The sequence below is a fragment of the Aeromonas sp. QDB63 genome (assembly GCF_027707425.1).
Classification (GTDB): Bacteria; Pseudomonadota; Gammaproteobacteria; order Enterobacterales; family Aeromonadaceae; genus Aeromonas; species Aeromonas caviae.
Genome location: NZ_JAPCIS010000036.1, coordinates 1 through 19,185 on the forward strand (window position 1 = coordinate 1; position 19,185 = coordinate 19,185).

The 19,185-nt window shown below is 62.0% G+C and carries 19 protein-coding genes; 8 read left to right on the forward strand and 11 right to left on the reverse strand.

The features are described 5' to 3' along the window. Positions 1–153 precede the first annotated feature (153 nt). On the forward strand, positions 154–693 hold the full coding sequence (locus tag PG879_RS17490; protein WP_270830514.1) for a gamma carbonic anhydrase family protein: 540 nt from the start codon (positions 154–156) through the stop codon (positions 691–693). A gap of 91 nt (positions 694–784) precedes the next feature. Here PG879_RS17490 and polA read toward each other — a convergent pair whose 3' ends face one another. Then, complete coding sequence (polA, locus tag PG879_RS17495; protein ID WP_270830515.1) at positions 785–3,535, reverse strand: DNA polymerase I; 2,751 nt, start codon at positions 3,533–3,535, stop codon at positions 785–787. A 400-nt stretch (positions 3,536–3,935) separates the two neighbouring features. Between polA and elbB the strand changes: the two genes are divergently transcribed. Next, entirely contained in the window at positions 3,936–4,586 is a 651-nt protein-coding gene (gene elbB, locus PG879_RS17500) for an isoprenoid biosynthesis glyoxalase ElbB (protein ID WP_270830516.1), read from the forward strand. A gap of 72 nt (positions 4,587–4,658) precedes the next feature. Here the strand turns inward: elbB and PG879_RS17505 are convergent, their stop codons facing one another. From PG879_RS17505 to fieF, 4 genes are all read right to left on the reverse strand, one after another. Next, positions 4,659–4,868, reverse strand: coding sequence for a cell division protein ZapB (locus PG879_RS17505; RefSeq protein ID WP_010672454.1), 210 nt, complete (start codon positions 4,866–4,868; stop codon positions 4,659–4,661). A gap of 221 nt (positions 4,869–5,089) precedes the next feature. Beyond that, positions 5,090–6,370, reverse strand: a complete 1,281-nt coding sequence (locus PG879_RS17510) for a hypothetical protein (protein WP_010672453.1) — start codon at positions 6,368–6,370, stop codon at positions 5,090–5,092. Positions 6,371–6,391: 21 nt separating this feature from the next. Further along, complete coding sequence (cysE, locus tag PG879_RS17515) at positions 6,392–7,171, reverse strand: serine O-acetyltransferase (protein ID WP_010672452.1); 780 nt, start codon at positions 7,169–7,171, stop codon at positions 6,392–6,394. 8 nt (positions 7,172–7,179) lie between these two features. Further along, positions 7,180–8,091 carry a cation efflux pump FieF gene (fieF, locus tag PG879_RS17520; protein WP_010672451.1) on the reverse strand — a complete coding sequence of 304 codons (912 nt, stop codon included), beginning with the start codon at positions 8,089–8,091 and terminating at the stop codon, positions 7,180–7,182. Positions 8,092–8,178: 87 nt separating this feature from the next. Between fieF and PG879_RS17525 the strand changes: the two genes are divergently transcribed. The 3 genes from PG879_RS17525 (at position 8,179) to trmL (ending at position 10,761) form a co-directional block, all read left to right on the forward strand. Continuing rightward, positions 8,179–8,874 carry a response regulator gene (locus PG879_RS17525; RefSeq protein ID WP_119197079.1) on the forward strand — a complete coding sequence of 232 codons (696 nt, stop codon included), beginning with the start codon at positions 8,179–8,181 and terminating at the stop codon, positions 8,872–8,874. After that, positions 8,871–10,226: an ATP-binding protein gene (locus PG879_RS17530; RefSeq protein ID WP_039041147.1), complete on the forward strand. Its 1,356-nt coding sequence runs from the start codon at positions 8,871–8,873 to the stop codon at positions 10,224–10,226. Before PG879_RS17525 ends, PG879_RS17530 begins: the two co-directional genes overlap by 4 nt. A gap of 70 nt (positions 10,227–10,296) precedes the next feature. Continuing rightward, on the forward strand, positions 10,297–10,761 hold the full coding sequence (trmL, locus tag PG879_RS17535) for a tRNA (uridine(34)/cytosine(34)/5-carboxymethylaminomethyluridine(34)-2'-O)-methyltransferase TrmL (RefSeq protein WP_039041146.1): 465 nt from the start codon (positions 10,297–10,299) through the stop codon (positions 10,759–10,761). 31 nt (positions 10,762–10,792) lie between these two features. Here trmL and PG879_RS17540 read toward each other — a convergent pair whose 3' ends face one another. The 4 genes from PG879_RS17540 to lexA form a co-directional block, all read right to left on the reverse strand. After that, complete coding sequence (locus tag PG879_RS17540; protein WP_201895272.1) at positions 10,793–12,163, reverse strand: MATE family efflux transporter; 1,371 nt, start codon at positions 12,161–12,163, stop codon at positions 10,793–10,795. Between the two features lie 14 nt (positions 12,164–12,177). Beyond that, complete coding sequence (locus PG879_RS17545; RefSeq protein ID WP_048209466.1) at positions 12,178–12,804, reverse strand: SCO family protein; 627 nt, start codon at positions 12,802–12,804, stop codon at positions 12,178–12,180. A 191-nt stretch (positions 12,805–12,995) separates the two neighbouring features. Next, on the reverse strand, positions 12,996–13,205 hold the full coding sequence (locus PG879_RS17550) for a hypothetical protein (RefSeq protein WP_080560358.1): 210 nt from the start codon (positions 13,203–13,205) through the stop codon (positions 12,996–12,998). A gap of 431 nt (positions 13,206–13,636) precedes the next feature. Further along, complete coding sequence (gene lexA / locus PG879_RS17555; protein WP_010672444.1) at positions 13,637–14,263, reverse strand: transcriptional repressor LexA; 627 nt, start codon at positions 14,261–14,263, stop codon at positions 13,637–13,639. 204 nt (positions 14,264–14,467) lie between these two features. Here lexA and plsB point away from each other — a divergent pair, with 204 nt between their 5' ends. Then, on the forward strand, positions 14,468–16,891 hold the full coding sequence (gene plsB, locus PG879_RS17560) for a glycerol-3-phosphate 1-O-acyltransferase PlsB (RefSeq protein ID WP_010672443.1): 2,424 nt from the start codon (positions 14,468–14,470) through the stop codon (positions 16,889–16,891). Between the two features lie 63 nt (positions 16,892–16,954). On the opposite strand, the gene ubiA is transcribed toward plsB, so the two are convergent. Then, entirely contained in the window at positions 16,955–17,818 is an 864-nt protein-coding gene (gene ubiA / locus PG879_RS17565) for a 4-hydroxybenzoate octaprenyltransferase (protein ID WP_010672442.1), read from the reverse strand. Continuing rightward, positions 17,815–18,366, reverse strand: a complete 552-nt coding sequence (locus PG879_RS17570; protein WP_270830517.1) for a chorismate--pyruvate lyase family protein — start codon at positions 18,364–18,366, stop codon at positions 17,815–17,817. Before PG879_RS17570 ends, ubiA begins: the two co-directional genes overlap by 4 nt. A gap of 145 nt (positions 18,367–18,511) precedes the next feature. On the opposite strand from PG879_RS17570, the gene PG879_RS17575 reads away from it, so the two are divergent. Together PG879_RS17575 and PG879_RS17580 are read left to right on the forward strand one after the other, a co-directional pair. After that, on the forward strand, positions 18,512–18,943 hold the full coding sequence (locus tag PG879_RS17575; protein WP_010672440.1) for a flagellar basal body-associated FliL family protein: 432 nt from the start codon (positions 18,512–18,514) through the stop codon (positions 18,941–18,943). 56 nt (positions 18,944–18,999) lie between these two features. Beyond that, positions 19,000–19,170, forward strand: coding sequence for a hypothetical protein (locus tag PG879_RS17580; RefSeq protein ID WP_010672439.1), 171 nt, complete (start codon positions 19,000–19,002; stop codon positions 19,168–19,170). The last annotated feature ends 15 nt before the right edge of the window (positions 19,171–19,185 follow it).

The window sequence follows — 19,185 nt, forward strand, 5'->3', positions numbered from 1 at the left end:
GGAGCGAATTCGTTCTGGCAACCCCTCCTCTGCAATAAAATTGCAAAAATCGGCACTTTTTTAGTTATTCATATCCAGGCACAGCTTTTATACAAACTTATCCACAGAAACCGGTGTCATCTTGCTAGAATGGCCGAAAACAAGGAGGCCAAGATGGACTTGCGACTGAGACCTTACAAGGGAAAATGCCCGCAACTGGGCAAACGGGTATATGTGGATCCCTGTGCCACCCTGGTGGGGGATATCCAGCTGGGTGACGATGCCAGCATCTGGCCCATGGTGGCCGCCAGAGGGGACGTCAACCATATCCGCATCGGTGCCCGCAGCAATGTGCAGGACGGCACAGTTCTGCACCTGACCCGCAAGAGTGCCAGCAACCCCGGCGGCTATCCGTTGCTGATCGGCGAGGATGTCACGGTCGGTCATAAAGCCATGCTGCACGGTTGCACCATAGGCAACCGGGTGCTGGTCGGCATGGGTGCCATCCTGCTGGACGGGGTCGTGGTCGAAGATGATGTGATGATCGGTGCCGGTAGTCTGGTGCCACCGGGCAAACGGTTAGAGGCCGGCTTTCTTTATATGGGTAATCCCATCAAGCAGGCGCGCCCTCTCAAGCCGGCCGAGATCGCCTTCCTGAAGACCTCGGCCAACAACTATGTACTGCTCAAGGACGAGTATCTGCAAGAAGCCTGATACCCCGCCACCACAAACAGGAAGCCCGGCATAATGCCGGGCTTCGCTTCTTATTATAGCTATATAGCCGTGCAGAACGGCTGACCAGAAATCAGTGGGCCTGATCCCAGTTGTCACCGGTACCCGCTTCAACCAGAAGCGGCACATCCAGTTCGGCTGCGGCAGACATCTTCTCCTTGATGATGGCGATGTACTCCTCCAGCTTCTCTTCGCGGATCTCGAACACCAGTTCATCGTGTACCTGCATCAACATGCGGATCGACTCGTCTTCAATCCCGCGGATCCAGCCATCCACGTTGATCATGGCGCGCTTGATGATGTCGGCAGCCGTACCCTGCATAGGTGCGTTGATGGCGGCCCGTTCGGCCGCCTTGCGCAGACCGGCGTTGCGGGACTTGATATCCGGCAGATAGAGGCGACGGCCAAACAGGGTTTCGACATAGCCCTGGGCGTCCGCCTGCTGGCGGGTGCGCTCCATATACTCCAGCACCCCCGGGTAACGCTCGAAGTAGAGATCCATGTACTTCTGCGCTTCGGCGCGACCGATCCCCAGCTGCTTGGCCAGACCGAAGGCGCTCATGCCGTAGATGAGACCAAAGTTGATCGCCTTGGCGCTGCGGCGCATGTCGCTGGTCACCGCATCGAGCGCGACCCCGAACACCTCGGCGGCGGTCGCCTTGTGGATGTCCTTGCCCTCGGCGAAGGCGGTCAGCAACCCCTTGTCACCGGAGAGGTGGGCCATGATGCGCAGCTCGATCTGGGAGTAATCCGCCGCCACCAGCTTGTAACCGGCGCACGGAATGAAGGCCTGCCGAATACGGCGCCCCTGTTCGTTGCGTACCGGGATGTTCTGCAGGTTGGGATCGGTGGACGAGAGCCGACCGGTCGCCGCCACCGCCTGATGATAGGAGGTGTGCACCCGCCCGGTCTGCGGCTTGATCATCAGCGGCAGCTTGTCGGTGTAGGTGGACTTGAGCTTGGCCAGCCCACGGTGCTCCATCAGCAGTTGCGGCAGCTCATAGGTCTCCGCCAGCTCGGCCAGCACCTCTTCCGCAGTGGATGGCGCTCCCTTGGGGGTCTTTTTGATGATCGGCAGCCCCAGCTTGGTGAAGAGGATTTCACCCAGCTGCTTGGGCGAGGAGAGATTGAACTCCTGCCCGGCCAGCTCGTGGGCCTGCTTCTCCAGCTCTGCCAGACGCACTTCGATCTCCTGGCTCTGCTGATGCAGCAGCTTGGGCTCGATGGTGGTACCGAGTCGCTCCATCCGCGCCAGCACCGGCAGCAGCGGCAATTCGATCTCGCTGAATACCTTGGCAAGGCCCGGCTCGGCAGAGAGCTTGCCCCACAGCGCCTGATGCAGACGCAGGGTGATGTCGGCATCTTCCGCCGCGTAAGGAGCCGCCTGCTCCAGTTCGATCTGGTTGAAGGTGAGCTGCTTGACCCCCTTGCCAGCAATGTCCTCGAACGAGATGGTCTCGACGTTCAGATATCTGCGAGCCAGGGAATCCATGTCGTGGCGGCTGGCGGTAGAGTTGAGCACATAGGACTCGAGCATGGTGTCGTAGGCGATACCCTGCAGCTCGATGCCGTGATTGAGCAGCACGTTGCGATCGTACTTGAGGTTCTGCCCTACCTTGAGACGGGTCGGGTCTTCCAGCAGCGGTTTGAGCTTGCCGAGTACCACGGCCTCGGTCAGCTGCACCGGCGCCCCCAGATAGTCGTGGCCGAAGGGCACATAGGCCGCCTTGCCCGGTTCGATGGCAAAGGAGACGCCAACGACCCGCGCCTCCATATAGTCGAGACTGGTGGTCTCGGTGTCGAAGGCAAACAGTGGCGCCGCCTGCAAACGGGCAAACCACTCATCGAATTCGGCCTCGTCCAAGATACAGCGATAGTCGGTTTCAATGGCGGCTGCCGGGGCGGCGCCTTCCTCATCACTTTCGGCTTCGCTCTCCTCGCCACCAGACTCCAGTTCTTTGATCAGGTTGCGCAGCTCGTACTCGCGGTAGACCGCCAGCAAAGCCTCCTTGTCGATGGGGCCAAGCTGCAGCTCTTCCAGACTCTGCTCCAGGACCACATCGGTCTTGATGGTAGCCAGCACATAGGAGAGGCGCACCTGCTCTTCCTGCTCGCGGAACTTGTCGGCAAACGCCTTGGAGCCGCGGAAGCCGAGCGCCGCCACCTTGTCGAGGTTGGCGGCAATCTCGTCGATGCTGCCTATCCCCTGCAACAGGGCCAGTGCGGTCTTCTCGCCGACACCTGTCATGCCGGGAATGTTGTCCACCTTGTCCCCCATCAGCGCCAGGTAATCGATGATGAGCTCGGGCGGTACGCCGAACTTCTCGATCACCCCTTCCCGATCGGTCTTCACATCCTTCATGGTGTCGATCAGGGTGACATGGTCGGAGACCAGCTGCGCCATGTCCTTGTCGCCGGTGCTGATGAGCACAGGCAGCTGTTTCTCGGTCGCCTGACGGGCCAGGGTGCCAATCACGTCGTCGGCCTCCACCCCTTCGACCATCAGGAAGGGGAAACCCATCGCCTTGATCATCTGGTGGATAGGAGCGACCTGGCTGCGCAGATCGTCCGGCATGCTGGCGCGTGTTGCCTTGTATTCGGGATAGATGTCGTCACGGAAGGTCTTGCCCTTGGCGTCGAACACCACGGCCACGTGGCAGTCGGGGTACTGCTTGCGAAGGCTGCGCATCATGTTGGCCATGACACGGACGGCGCCGCTAGGCAAGCCGGTCGAGGTGCGCAGATCGGCCTGCTGCGAGGCAAAGAAGGCGCGGTAAAGATATGAAGAGCCGTCGACCAGAATAAGAGGATTGCTAGAGGCCATGAAAATCGTCCTGCCAAGAATAAACAGTCGCTAGGATGCCACAGGGCCCGCACCACACCAAGGGGACTCCCACCATCACCCCGGCGCACCGGTGGGGCATATTGCTGTGGATAACTCTGTGCTCAAAAATGGCACCATTGCATCACGGTCGTGACAAAGCTGTGGATTAAAACAAAAAACATCTTTTAAAACATTGCGTTGAGATCATGAAAACTCAACATGACGCACGCATCATGATCTCGATCAATGTGGAAAAAAATTCAAGGGGGTACTGAGGCAGGATCCAAAACGAAACAATCCTAGCACAGGGAGATGACTTGACCAGCGGAGGTCGAACGATAACCATACAAAAGTACAACAATCTACCCTGGCTCACATTTTCAACAACGAGGAGTCTGTCATGAAAAAAGTGGCCGTGATCTTGAGTGGTTGTGGCGTGTTTGACGGCGCCGAAATCCACGAGGCCGTCATCAGCCTGCTGGCGCTGGCCCGTCAGGGAGCATCCGTTCAATGCTTCGCCCCCAATGTCCTTCAGCTTCATGTCATCAATCACCTGACCGGCGAGGTCAGCGAGGGAGAGAGCCGCAACGTGCTGGTCGAGGCGGCCCGCATCTGCCGCGGCCAGATCAGGGATGTGGCTGAACTGGATGCAGCCGACTTCGACGCCCTGCTGGTGCCGGGCGGCTTTGGCGCCGCCAAAAACCTGTGTGACTTCGCCATCAAGGGCGCAGAGTGCCGCATCCAGCCGGATGTGCTGAAGGCTTGCCAGAGCTTTGCCAGAGCCGGCAAACCGGCCGCCTACATCTGCATCGCACCGGCCATGATCCCGCTCATCTATGGGGCAGGCACCCTGGCCACCATTGGCAACGACGAGGGCGCCGCCAACGCCATCGAAGCCATGGGTGGCAGTCATCTCGACTGCCCGGTGAGCGAGTTCGTGGTGGATCAGGAGCGCAAGGTCATCTCCACTCCTGCCTACATGCTGGCCAACAATATTGTGGAGGCGGCGGACGGTATCGAGAAGACCGTCAAACAGCTGCTGGCACTCTGATTGCCCGGCAGACCAAAACAAGCGGGCCGCTCAAGGAGCGGCCCGCTTTCATTCCGGTCAATCTAGACGGGATCAGATGGCATCGCCCATCTGGTCCATCTTGCCCAGCAGGGCACGCAGACGCTCTTGCCAGGCAACGTGCTCGTTGCGCAGTTGGTGGTTTTCGTCTTGCAGCTTGCTGTTCTGCTCTTTCAGCTCGTCCAGCTCCATCTTCAGCAAGGAGATGTTGTCGACGGCGGATTGTACTTTGGATTCGAGTTGCTCAAGGACTTCTAGTGACATATGCATACCTGTATGTTCAATTGCGATGCCCCACAGAGGGCGATTCAAGCGCGTGGAGCCAGCATACCCTGATGCGCTCGGCACAAACAAGCCAGCACGTTGCAAAATGCGCCCTGCGGCCCGGTATTGCTTAAATATGCGTCGGTTTTTCTCGCAGGCAGCAGGAACCTCGATCCCGGGCGTCCGCCGTGGCACAACCCGCCCTCCTGCCGATGCCACCATCAGCCATGCAAGGCGATGAAGCCCCCCATCATCAGACAGGCCACGGCGTACATCAACAGGCCGTAGAGCAGGTTCCAGCGCAGCAGCAGCCCGGCGCTCAGGTTGTAGCGGGACGCCAGCGCCAGATTGGAGCCGGAAAGCGGGCTCGTCCCGGTCGCCAGCCCCCACCCCATGAGGAAGCACATGCCAAGCAGGCTGGGATCCGGTGCCAGCGGCCAGAGCAGCGGCGCCACCCCCGAGATGCTGATGAGAGGATGCACGCCCACTATGGCCACCAGGAAGATCAGCAGCAGGGTCAGGCAGGCTTCCAGCCAGCCGAAGTGGTTGAACAGCGGCAGGCCGTGGCCACTGCCAAAGTCCAGTACTGACAGCGCGCTGTTGATGCCAGCCGCCAGCAGGCCGGCCCCCAGAAACAGCACAAGCTGGCCACCGATGGCCGGGAAGCGCTCAACCACCTGGCGCTTGAGAGCAGCCCCTCGCCCCGCTTGCGGCATGAACAACAAGGCCAGCAAGGGCGCCACCAGGGCGATCACCGCCAGAATGCTGAGTCCGGGCCAGAAACGGTGGATCACCAGCACCAGCAGTGCCAGGGTCACCGGTAGCCCCAGGGTCTGGAGCCGCAGCGGATAACCTTCAAAGGTCTCCACACCGAGTCGCTCTACCTGCCAGGCTGTCAGCCCCATGGCCAGCAAGGCCGCCAGTATGCCAAAAGGCAGTATGCTGCCCAGTTGCAGACCCGGTGCATAGGTGAGGGCCACCGCCATGGCGACGAAGAAGGGGGACCAAAACGCAGCCGCACAGAAGATCCGGCTCAGCACCATGACCTGACGCCGCTCCAGCGTCCCGTTGCGCTCCAGCCGATCGCCGATGATGAAGAGCACCGAAAGATTGATGACGGCCCCCAGCAGATTGAGGCTGGCCATGGTGCTCCACAGCCCCTTGCGACCGGACCAGGAGGCGGTGCCGGTCAAGAGGCCAGAGGTAGCCAGATTGAGGGTGCTTACTGCGGCAAACATGGTCAGCATGTTGATGTTCGGCAAGAGCCAGTCACCTGGGCTGAGGCTGGCCCCTCGCCACCAGGAAAAGAGCAGCAGCAGGAGCGCCGCGCCGTAGAGGGCTAGCGCCTGGCGCCGTGCAGCCCCCACCAGCCAGGGCCAGGTGAGCAGGGAGGCGGCCCAGGCCGCGATGGCGGCGGGCCAGGGGGAGAAGTCCAGATAAAGGTGCAGCAGGTTGAGCAGCCACATCCCCAGGATCAGAAAGCCTGACCAGCGCTTGACCATACAACGGCCTCGGTCAGGGGATCAGAGGCACTGATCCATGTCCAGGGAAGGTTTGTCGCACTCGGGGCGGCCCACAATCCTGGCGGGCACGCCAGCGACCGTGGTGTGAGGCGGCACCGGGTTGATCACCACGCTGCCGGCACCGATCTTGGCGCCGACGCCCACCTCGATGTTGCCGAGGACCTTGGCCCCCGCCCCTATCATCACCCCTTCCCGGATTTTGGGGTGACGATCGCCACTCTCCTTGCCGGTCCCCCCCAGAGTCACACTCTGAAGGATGGAGACGTCGTTCTCGATGACGGCGGTTTCGCCGACCACGATACCGGTGGCATGGTCAAACATGATGCCCTTGCCGATGCGGGCGGCCGGGTGTACATCCACGCCGAACACCACGGAGATCTGGTTTTGCAGATAGAGCGCCAGGGCACGGCGTCCCTGACGCCACAACCAGTTGGCCACCCGATACCCCTGAAGAGCATGGAATCCCTTGAGGTAGAGCAGCGGGGTGGAGAAGAGGTCGACCGCCGGGTCGCGATCCTGCACCGCGCAGATGTCGGCGGCCACTGCGGCCAGCAGCTCGGGCTCGCTGCGCAGGGCCAGCTCGATCACTTCCCGCAAGGCGATGGCAGGCATGGTGGTGCTGTCGAGCTTGTTGGCAAGCTGGAAGCTCAGCGCCGAGCGCAAATCCCGGTGATTGAGAATGGTGGAATGAAAGAAGCTGGCCAGCATGGGCTCCTGGGCCGCCATGCTCTGCGCTTCCTGCTGAATTTTTTGCCAGGTTCTGGCAACCAGATCATCCATGTTGCAGCCTACTGTTGTTCAGGGTGAGTGCTTTGTCGTTCTTTTGTCAGCACCGAGATGGGGTCCATGTGAATGATCACATCCATCCGCTCGAAGGCCTGGCGGACGGCCAGTTCAGCCTCGTCGGCTATCTGATGGGCCCTGACCAGAGGCAGTTGATCATCAAGTTCCAGATGCAACTGCACGAAACGGGTCGGCCCGGATTGGCGGGTACGCAGGTCATGTACGCCATGCACCCCCTCTACGGCGCAGCAGAGGGCCATTATTCTCGCTTGTTCTTCCTCTGGCAACTGACGATCGAGCAGGGCCTGCACCGATTCGTAGCCGATATGGACAGCCCCCCACACCAGGAACAGACCGATCAGAATGGCAAACAGGCCGTCGGCCCAGTACCACCCCTGCCCCGCCAGCACCAGTGCCACCAGCACGCCGCCATTGAGCAGCAGGTCGGAACGGTAGTGCAGCATGTCAGCCTTGATGGCCACACTGTTGGTCTTGCGGATGACAAAGCTCTGGAAGCTCACCAGCAGCAGGGTCAGCACGATGGAGCCGACGCTGACCCAGATCCCGGCCTCCAGGCGCACCACGGGCACCTGATTCAGCATCGACGAGATGCCGTGCATCACCAGCAGTAGGGCGGACCCCGAGATGAAGGCCGACTGCACCAGACCCGCCAGGGACTCCGCTTTGCCGTGGCCGAAGCGATGCTCTTCGTCGGCAGGGGCCAGCGCATAACGGATGGCCAGCAGATTGATGAGAGAGGCGCTGATGTCCATGAAGGAATCGGTCAGGGATGCCAGCAGGCTGGATGAATCCGTCATCAGCCAGGCGATCAGTTTGCCCAGGATGAGCAGGGTGGCGGTGGTCACAGCGGCCATGCTGGCCAGGGTGACCCAGCGGGAATAGTGTTGGTGGCTCAAAACCGGCTTTCCTCCGACGCGTAAAAACTTATTATACCCTGACCCGGACGTCAGTTTGGCGTGCAAAATCAACAGAGTGACTCCCAGATGAACAAAATACTCCTGGTCGACGACGACCTCGAACTGACCCAGCTGCTCACCGAAATCCTGACCCTGGAGGGGTTTGAGGTCACCGTCGCCGAGGATGGGGAAGAGGGATTGCAGCGACTGGCAGAACAGGCATTCGACCTGGTGCTGCTGGACGTCATGATGCCCAGACTCAACGGTTTCGCGATGCTGACCCGGCTGCGCAAGACCCACGACACCCCGGTGTTGATGCTGACCGCCCGTGGCGACAGCCAGGATCGGGTCAACGGGCTGGAGGCCGGTGCCGACGACTATCTCGCCAAGCCGTTCGACGACAGGGAACTGCTGGCCCGGGTGCGCGCCATCCTGCGCCGTACCCAGGGCACCCAGCCCCAGCGCGGCGGCAGCTCGGAAGAGGTGCGCTTCATGGATCTGGTGCTGCAGCCCGGCCTGCAACAGGCTCGCTGCGACGATCAGTTGCTGGAACTCACCGCCACCGAGTTCGGCCTGCTGGAGTGCCTGCTGCGCAATCCGGGCCAGATCGTCAGCAAGGGCCTGCTCTCCGAGCAGGTGCTGGGCAAGAAGCTCGAACCTTTCGATCGGGCCATCGACATGCACCTGAGCAACCTGCGCAAGAAGCTGCCGGAGCGGGCCGACGGCCAGCCCCGCTTCAAGACGGTGCGGGGACGAGGCTACCTGTGGCTGGAGCAGGCATGAAATCGGCCCGCACCTTCAACGGCCTTTCCACCCAGATCTTCCTCTGGTTCTGGTTCATCCTGCTGCTGGTCGTGGCCGCGGTGGTAATCCTCCCCACCCTGGACCCCCGCAACATCATCCCGCTGCCGGCCCACGAGATCACCCGTCTCAACAACAACCTGGCGGCGCTGCAACGGGGCGCGGATCCCGAGCAGGATTTCGATCTGGCCAAGGCCATCGATGCCGCGGGCCTCTTGCCGGTGGACAACATCTATCTACGCGATGCCAAGGGGCAGATGCAGTCCAGCACCCGGCTGAGCAAGTTCGTGATCCGTTTCATGCTCGACTCGGACAACCCGGCCAAGCCCATGCTGGGCAGCGAACACCAGCGCGCCATCGCCGGCCCCTTCCAGATGGTCCATCACGGCCAGACCTATCACGTCTATTTCGGTCTGAACGTCGAAAACTCCTACCTGTTCCTCTTCATCCAGATCCTGGATCACCCCATCCAGATCCTGGGCATCGCCATGCTGGTCAGCACCCCGCTCTGTCTGTTGCTCGCCTGGCGCCTGACCCGCCCCATACTGCAGTTGCAGCAGTCGGTCTCCCAACTCGCCCAGGGCAACCTGGAAATACAGATCCCCAATCTGGGGCGGCGCGACGAGATAGGCCAGCTGGCCGAACATGTCAGTCGCATGGTCGATACCCTCAAGGACATGATCCAGAAGCAGAAGCAGCTGCTCTCCGACATCTCCCACGAGCTGCGCAGCCCCCTGACCCGCATCCAGCTCGCACAGGCGCTGATCCGCCGCAAGCAGGGGGACAGCGCCGAGCTGGCGCGCATCGAAGGGGAGATAGCCCGGCTCGACAAGCTGATAGGGGATCTGCTGGATCTGTCGCGGGTGCAGCAACATGTGGAGGCGCCAGTGACGCTGCCCCTGGCGGAGCTGCTGGAACCCATCCTGGACGACGCCATGTTCGAGGCAAACCAGAACGGCAAACAGCTCAGGCTCCCTTCCCTGCCCGCCGAATCCCTCACCATGTGGCCGGAACTGTTGGCCCGCGCCCTGGAAAACCCGCTGCGCAACGCCCTCAAGTATGCCCGCGAGTTCATCAAGGTGGACTGGTACCGGGAGGGACGGGAGTGGGTGATGACCATACGGGATGACGGCCCTGGCGTGCCGGTGGAGCAGCAGCCCCGGTTGTTCCTGCCCTTCTTTCGGGTGGACGATGCCCGCAACGCCAAGACCGGGGGCACTGGTCTCGGCCTTGCCATCGCCGCCGAGGCAATCCAGCGTCATGGGGGGACCATCCGGGCCAGCAGCAATCAGCCGACCGGACTGGTCATCACCATCCGTCTGCCCATGCCCTGACCTCCCCCTTTTCATCGGCACGGGTGCTGGGTATGCTGGCGCCCGTTTCGCACCAGCCCAGGATCCTTCCATGCTCGATATCGTGCTCTACCAACCGGAAATCCCCCCCAACACCGGCAACATCATTCGCCTCTGCGCCAATACCGGCTACCGGTTGCATCTGATAGAGCCCCTGGGGTTCGAGTGGGATGATAAACGGGTCAAGCGGGCCGGGCTCGACTATCACGAGTTTGCCGACGTCAAGCGCTGGCCTGACTATGAGGCGTTTCTGGCGGCCGTCGCCCCCCAACGGGTCTTTGCCTGCACCACCAAGGGACGCACCGCCCACTCGGCGGCCCGGTTTGCCCCCGGTGACGCCCTGCTGTTCGGGCCCGAGAGCCGAGGCCTGCCCATGGAGATAATCGAGAGCCTGCCATTCGAGCAGCGGCTGCGCATCCCCATGCTGCCCCAGAGCCGCAGCATGAATCTGGCCAACGCTGTCGCGGTGTTCGTCTACGAGAGCTGGCGACAGTTCGACTATTCAGGCTCGCTCTGACCGCTGACGATATTGGCAAGGCGGCCAGAATTCAGACTGACTGCGCCGTCCCCTGCCCCGCCAGCAGCCGTCCATCACGCTCCAGTCGCCAGCAGAGCCAGCCCAGCGTCAGGCCACGACCGGCCATCAGGGCACTCATGGCGGCCCACAGGGCCGCCACACCCCATCCCTGGCAGAGCCACCAGATGGGAAAGAAGCCGGCAAACACCGCCACCAGCATGCTGTTGCGCATCTCCCGGGCCCGGGTGGCGCCGATAAAGACCCCGTCCAGCAGGAAGCACCAGACCGCCAGCAGCGGCATGGCCACCAGCCAGGGGAGCTGACGTTGCGCCTCGGCGATCACCGCCGGTATGTCGGTAATGTGGCGGATGAGCCAGTGGCCCCCCAAGGCAAACGAGAGGGTGAATGCCAGGGCGATCAGCAGCGCCCAGCCCAGATTGAGGACGATGGCCTCCCGCAGCAGCGGCCGATCGCGCCGCCCGATGGCGCGCCCTACCATGGCTTCCACCGCATAGGCAAATCCATCCAGCCCGTAGGAAATCAGCATCAGGAAATTGAGCAGCACCGCATTGGCGGCCACCGCCACATCCCCCAGCCTGGCCCCCTGCAGAGTCATGAACACGAAGCAGAGTTGCAGGCACAGGGAGCGGATGAAAATATCCCGGTTCAGGGCGAGCAGCCGTAGCAGAGCCGGCCACTGGCGCCAGCGCAGCCAGGCGTTGTGCCACACCCCGGGATCAAGTCGGCGCAGATGCCGGCTCACCAGCCAGAACCCCACCCCGAGCGTGCTGTAATCCGCCAGCAGGGACGCTGCGGCCACCCCTTTCACCTGCCAGCCCAATCCCAGCACGAACCAGGCATCCAGCACCATGTTGACGAGATTGCCCAGGATCAGCAGCAGCATGGGACTGCGGGCATCCTGCATGCCCAGCAACCACCCCATGATGACCAGATTGCACAAGGCCGCCGGAGCGCTCCAGACCCGCACCGACACATATTGACCGGCATAGGTCTGTACCTCGGAAGAGCCGCCACCGAGGGCGATGATGGCCGGCAAGAACGGCAACAACAGGAGCAACAGCGCCATGCCCAGTCCTATCGCCAAGCCCAGGGCCCGCGCCAGGGTGTCGAGCTGCCCTTCGGCATGGGCTGCACCCTGAGCCTGGGCGGTCAGCCCTGTGGTGGACATGCGCAGGAAGCCAAGCAACCAGAACAGCAGATTGATGAAGGTCGCACCGACCGAGACGCCGCCGAGAAACCAGGCCTGGCCAAGATGACCGATCACCCAGGTGTCCACCAGCCCCAGCAAGGGCGTGGTGACGTTGGAGAACACCATGGGCAGGGCCAGGGCGAAGACGGCTCTGTGGCGGCGAGGATCCTTCAGCCAGGCGGGAATCAGCATGGTGCGCGCCGGGCTCACTCGCCAGCCAGCCGCACGATGCGCGCGAAGTCGGCCACCATGGCCTGCATGTCCACGTGGGGCACCTCACCCGGTGCTACTTTGGGTCGGAAGGTGGCCACCAGCTTCCCCTCGGGGTTGATCAGCACGATGGAGGCGGAGTGGTCGATCAGGTAGTCCTTGCGATCCCCTTCCACGATGGAATAGACCAGCCCCAGATTGCGGACCAGAGGAAAGAGGGCACTGTGAGGTGCGGTCGCCGCCTTGAACTCGGGCTCGAAGAAGGCGGTATAGCTCTTCAGGCGGGCGCTGTCATCCCGCTGGGGATCCGCCGAGATGAATACCACCTGGCTAGTGGGGGCTATCTTCTTCAACGCCGGATAGACGCTGCGCAGATCCGCCAGCGTGGTCGGACAGACATCCGGGCAGTAGGTGTAGCCGATGAACAGAAAGCTCCAGTGTCCCGTCAGGTTGGCTGGGGTAAAGGGCTGTGCATCCGCATCCGTGAGGGCAAACGGGTTGATGTCTCGCCCCGCCGGGTAGTAATCGGCCTGTTCCGGCACCGCGGGCTGACTCCAGTAATAAGCCGCCGCAATGGCGCCGATGAACAGCAACAGCAGCAGGTAAAAGCGTGGTTTAACCATATAAAACAAAGCCTTGCTTATGTTAGAAGCCCAGGGGGGCAAAACCGGTAGGGGTCATTGTAACCCGCCTGCCCCCGCCGATGGCTAGTCTTGCATCCCGGCGGGAAAGCGCCTGTGCCATGGATCAGCCGCATCGGCGCCAAAACAAGAGCCCCGCTCTGGCGGGGCTCTTGTCTGTACAGGAAGAGGGATCAGGGCCGCAGCCTGTGCTGCGGCTGGGCACGTCTCAGGGGGACGCGCAGCGGGATGACGGGGGCAGTCCAGGGCTCATCCGGCAATCCGATGTCGTGATGACGGCGAAACAGACGAACCAGGCGGACAATCTTGTCTTTGGGGCACCCAAGCCAGATGGTCCAACCATCTCCCTTGTGATAGACCCAGAGCGCATAGAACCATGTCATCCGACTGCCCTTGATGAATCGGGTGATGGAAGATGCGGGCGCTGCGGCCGGCACCGGATCCCACGGCGAGCTTGAAGCCATACCTGTCCTCCTTGCTCAACAGGTCACGCTGACGGGTCTCTTTGTCCCCAACGACGAACCAACCACGGCAGCGTACTGACTGTACGAGTCCCCAGTCTGAGGCGACTCTCCCTTCTGCGCACCGACCCGGCGATCATGCATCCCTGCCATGGCGTACTGCCCGGTGCGACTCCCCCTTCCCTGATCACCGACCATGACAGGGGCCTTATCAAAGGATATATCCGAAATGCATGTCGTGCGGCGAGACTATGTGCACAGGAAGGAGAAGCGAAAAGGTGGGGAGGGAGATGCCATCGGCAGATGAAAATGAAGAGGCCTCCCGCAGGAGGCCTCTTCATCGCATCGGATGCTTACATCCAGTCGGCGTTGCGGATCACGCCGACCGCCAGGCCCTCTATGGTGAGGTGCTGACTGGCGAGATCCACCTCGATGGGGGAGAGCTCTTCGTTTTCCGGCAGCAGCCACACTTGGCTGCCCTTGCGCTGGAAGCGCTTGACGGTGACGTCCTCGTCCAGACGTGCTACCACGACCTGGCCGTTACGTACCTCCTGGGTCTTGTGTACCGCCAGCAGGTCCCCGTCCATGATGCCGATGTTCTTCATGCTCATGCCCTGCACCCGCAGCAGGAAGTCTGCCCGCGGGTGGAACAGGGCGGGATCCACCTGGTAGTGGCTCTCGATGTGTTCCTGGGCCAGGATGGGTTCCCCGGCCGCCACCTTGCCGATCAGTGGCAGGCCGTTTTCTTCAGGCTGCACGTCCTCTTCTTCGAGCAGCAGACGAATGCCGCGGGACGTGCCCGGCATGATCTCGATGACCCCTTTTTTGGCCAGGGCCTTCAGATGTTCTTCGGCCGCGTTGGCCGACTTGAAGCCAAGCTTCTGGGCAATCTCGGCGCGAGTCGGCGGCATGCCGGTCTCGTTCATGTTCGCCTTGATGAGCTCGAGTACTTCAGCCTGGCGAGGGGTAAGGGGTTTCATAGCATGGGCACCTGTCTTTTTATACAGCACACTGGCAGTATATACAGTGCTGGGGCCAAGGCAAGGCGCAACTGGCATTTGTCGCGACCCGACGCACATTTGTCCCTCCCCCCGCTCTGAAGTGCCGACTCATCGTACCTCTCGGCGACAAGCTGTCGGTGATTTGCTATGCTCACGCCGCATTTTTTTGGAGAGCAGACGCACATGTCCCTTGGACAGAAGATTTCCAGAGCCATCCTGCAATGGCCGGTCAGCGGCTTGGTCAATCACAAGAGCCTGCCGGAAAATCCCATCACCGAGCTCAAGCTGGATCCGGCCAGACCCATCGTCTATGCCCTGAAGACCAGCTCGATCACCGACCTGATGACCCTGCAACAGTGCTGCGAGGATCTCGGCCTGCCCGGCCCCTTCACGCCGCTGGAGCTGAACGGTCAACTGCTGCCACGCTACGTCTGTCTGGATCGTCCGCCTCCCCTGTTTGGCACACGCAACAAGCCGCTCCCCTTCCTGCAGGAGTTCCACCAGCTGCTGGACCTGCACAAGCAGGATCCGGCGCTGGACATCCAGGTAGTACCCGTCACCCTGTTCTGGGGCCGCGCCCCGGGCCGGGAAGGCGAGGAGGCCTCCGGCTGGAACATCATCAGCAGCCTGGCGCCAAACCGCCTGAAGAAGGCGCTGATCGTGATCCTGAAAGGGCGCGAGAACCTGGTGCGCTTCTCCCCGCCCCTCTCCCTGCGCTACATGGCGGACAAGCACGGCACCGACGAGGCCATCGCCCACAAGCTGGCGCGGGTGGCCCGTACCCACTTCAGCCGCCAGCAGCTGGCCGCCACCGGGCCCAAGCTGCCGAACCGCAACCTGCTGTTCAAGCAACTGCTGGATTCGAGCGTGATCCAGCAGGCCATCGAGGAGGAGGCCAGACGGGAAGGGATCAGCCTGGAGAAGGCGCAAAAGCGTGCCCACGGCTACATGGACGAGATCGCCTCCAATTTCTCCTATCGGTTGATCCGCCTCGGGGAGAGTTTCCTCGGCTGGCTGTGGAACAAGCTCTATCGCGGCCTCTCGGTCAACGGAGCAGAGCAGGTGCGTCAGCTGGCCCAGGAAGGGCACGAGATCGTCTACGTCCCCTGCCATCGCAGCCACATGGATTACCTGCTGCTCTCCTACGTCATCTACCACCAGGGCATGGTGCCGCCCCACATCGCGGCGGGCATCAACCTCAACTTCTGGCCGGCAGGCCCCATCTTCCGCCACGGCGGCGCCTTCTTCATCCGCCGCACCTTCAAGGGCAATCCGCTCTACAGCACGGTATTCCGGGAGTACCTCAACCTGCTGTTCGCCAAGGGCTACTCGGTGGAGTTCTTCACCGAGGGTGGGCGTTCGCGTACCGGTCGCCTGCTGCCCCCCAAGACCGGCATGCTGGCCATGACCCTGCAGGCCATGATGCGCGGGCTGGACAGGCCGGTGACCCTGGTCCCCGTCTACCTCGGCTACGAGCACGTGATGGAGGTGAACACCTATCACAACGAACTCAAGGGGAGCCGCAAGGAGAAGGAGAGCTTCCTGCAGGTGCTCGGCATCCTGCGCAAGCTGCGCAACTATGGCCGTGGCTTCGTCAATTTCGGAGAGCCGCTGACCCTCAACAGCTACCTCGGCGAACATGTGCCCACCTGGAAGGAGAGCATCGGCCGGGAGGAGCGTCCCGAGTGGATGGCCTCCACCGTCAATCAGCTGGCCGAGCTGCTGATGACCCGTATCAACGATGCCGCCGCCGTCAACGGCCTGACCCTGAGTGCCCTGGCCCTGCTGGCCGCCGAGCGCCACGCCCTGACCCGGGACGAACTCCAGGCCCAGCTCAACACCTATCTGGACCTGCTCAAGCAGGTGCCCTACAGCCCGCACAGCACCATGCCGGACGAGGACGCCAGGACCCTGCTGGAGCAGGCGATGGAGCTCAACAAGTTCGAGGTGAGCGAGGACAAGCTGGGCCAGATCATCAGCCTGGACCGCTATCAGGCGATCCTGCTCACCTACTACCGCAACAACATACTGCACCTGTTCGCCATGCCCTCCCTGGTGGCGGCCCTGATCGAGCGGTGCGAGGGGATCTCTCGCAGCGAGATCGTCGCCCGCTGTGTCGATATCTACCCCCTGCTCAAGACCGAACTCTTCCTGCGCTATGAAGAGGACGAGCTGCCTGAACTGATCGATGCCCTGCTGGCCGAGCTGTTGCGCCAGCAACTGGTCGAGGCCCGCGACGGCGGCTACTGGGTCAACCCCGGCAACCAGATGCGCCTGCTGCTCTTGGCCGAAAGCATCCAGGAGACCCTGCAGCGCTACGCCATCGTGCTGACCCGCATGCTGGCCCAGCCCCACATCGAGGCGGAGCAGCTGGAAGCGGACGGCCTGATGATGGCGGAACGCCTCGGCACCCTGCACGGCATCAACGCCCCCGAGTTCTTCGACCAGAAGCTGTTCAGCACCCTGATCCACACCCTGCGCAGCGAAGGTTATCTGGATCCGGGCTGCAAACCGGATCTCGGCCGCTTCCAGGCATTGGCCGACAACATAGTGCCGCTGCTCAGCAACAAGATCCGCCGCACCATCCAGGCGGGCAACCGGCTCTGAGGCGTCGACACCCAACAAAAAGGCCGCATCATGCGGCCTTTTTTCATCAAGGAAGGCGGCGGGTTAGAGGTAGTGAACCATCACCCCGAGCAGCACCAGCGCCCCCACATAGTTGTTGTTGAGAAACGCCTGGAAGCAGGCTTCCCGCTGCCGCTCCCGGATCAGTCGCTGCTGGTAGACGAACAGCGCCGCCGCCCCCAGCAGCCCCCAGTAATAACCTGACCCCAACCCCATCAGCTGCCCGACCCCCAGCAGGATCAGCAGGGTCGCCAGTTGCAGCGCGCCGATGATCCGCTTGTCGTGGCGGCCAAACAGGATGGCGCTCGACTTGAGGCCGAGCTTGAGGTCGTCATCCCTGTCCACCATGGCGTACTCGGTGTCATAGGCGATGGTCCACAGCAGGTTCGCAAGAAACAACAGCCAGGCTTCCGGCGGCAGGGCATTGGCTTGGGCCGCATAGGCCATGGGAATGGACCAGGAGAAGGCCATGCCGAGCACCAGCTGGGGGATGGGGATGAAGCGCTTCATGAAGGGGTAACAGACCGCCAGCAGCAGACCGGCAAAGGACAGGCTGATGGTGAGCGGGTTCAACGTCAGCACCAGGGCGAACGAGAGAAGCGCCAGCACGGCGAACAGCACCAGCACTTCCCGCTCGGCGACCCGCCCCATGGGCAGCGGTCGCCCGGCGGTGCGTTTCACATGACCGTCGAAGTTGCGATCCGCATAGTCATTGATGACACAGCCGGCGGAGCGCATCAGAAAAACGCCCACCACGAACACGGTCAGGATCCAGGGGTCAGGCAGGCCACCAGCCGCCAGACAGAGCGCCCACAGGGTCGGCCACAGCAGCAGCAGGGTACCGATGGGCTTGTCGATGCGGGCCAACTGCGCATAGGCCAGTCCCCGCTCCTTGGTTAACAGCTTCACTCCAGCTCCTTATCCGATGGCAACGAATGAGACGATAGCGAGGGCAGGAAAAGTTCATGGACCAGCAGTGGCCATTGCCTCAGAAACAGGCGGGAACGACGCCCCCAGACGGTGGCGGCCGGACACCAGGGATTGCTCGCTATCTCGAAACAGGCCAGTTGCAGGTGATCCCGCCGCGCCGGTGCCTCACCGAAAATACGCTCTCCCAGCGGCTGCTCTCCCAGATCCTGCAAACCGCCCCCCTGCAAGGCCGCTTCGGCAAACAGGGTCCAACCCAGGATGGCAGGCCCGCCATCACCGTGCAGGATCACCTCGCGGCACATGCCCACGGGGGCCGACACCGCCACCAGCGCCTGCTCGTCCACCGTCAGCGACACGGCGCGATTGCCGAGCAGTTGCACCGAGAGGTGATGATTGTAACGACGCAGGCGCCGGGTCATGGAATCGGCCTCCAGCAACCAGGGACGCAGCGCCTCGGGTGGTTCGCACTCTGCAGGCGCCCGCCACGGGACGAGCTGGACGAGGGGAACAGTCAACTCGGACTTCACAGCTTCACCATCCGGAGATTTCCGTTGTCAGGTTAAAAACCGGTTTATTATCCGTAAATCAATGGCGAATTGTAAGAACATCCGTGCTTGACGGCCCCGATGGCAGCATCAAAAATGGGGCATCCGTCGCTGCCGAGCCATCCAGATGAAGATCTTCAGAATTCTGCTGCTGTCCCTGGGGTGTACCCTCTTGAATACACAGGCCTTCGCCAATGAGGAAGAGGCCACCGATCCCGCCTCCTCCGCCGTCCAGCCGGGATTCGCCTATCACGCTCTGGATCCGGACATCATCACCAACTACCTTGGCGACGGCAAAACCCTCGGCTATGTACGGGTGACGGTAGAGCTGATGGCCACGGACGCTGCCGACCTCAAGTTGCTGGAGCAGCACGACCCCCTGATCCGCGACGCCATCATCCGGCTGATTGGCAGCAAGACGGGCGCACAGATCAAGTCCCTGGTGAACCGGGAAGAGCTGCGCAAGGAGTGTGAGGCCAAGGTCAACGAACTGCTGGTCAAGGAGACGGGCAAGAAGGCGGTCCGCGAGCTCATCTTCACCAAATACCTGTACCAGTAACCACACCGGGAGGGGTCCTGCCCCTCTCACCCGTTGCATTCACTGTCGAGGACGTCATGGGTCACAAGACGCTGTGTGAGTGGCGCCGTCACGAGATCCCCGCCGATCTCAAGACGCTGCGCAAGATTGTGCGCAAACCCAAATTCGTGTGTGGCAAGTGTGCCCGCAGCGCCAATGACAAGGATTACCTGTGCCAGCCGCTGCGGCTGAAGCATAAAGAAGGGTAGGTACCTCTTCTCACG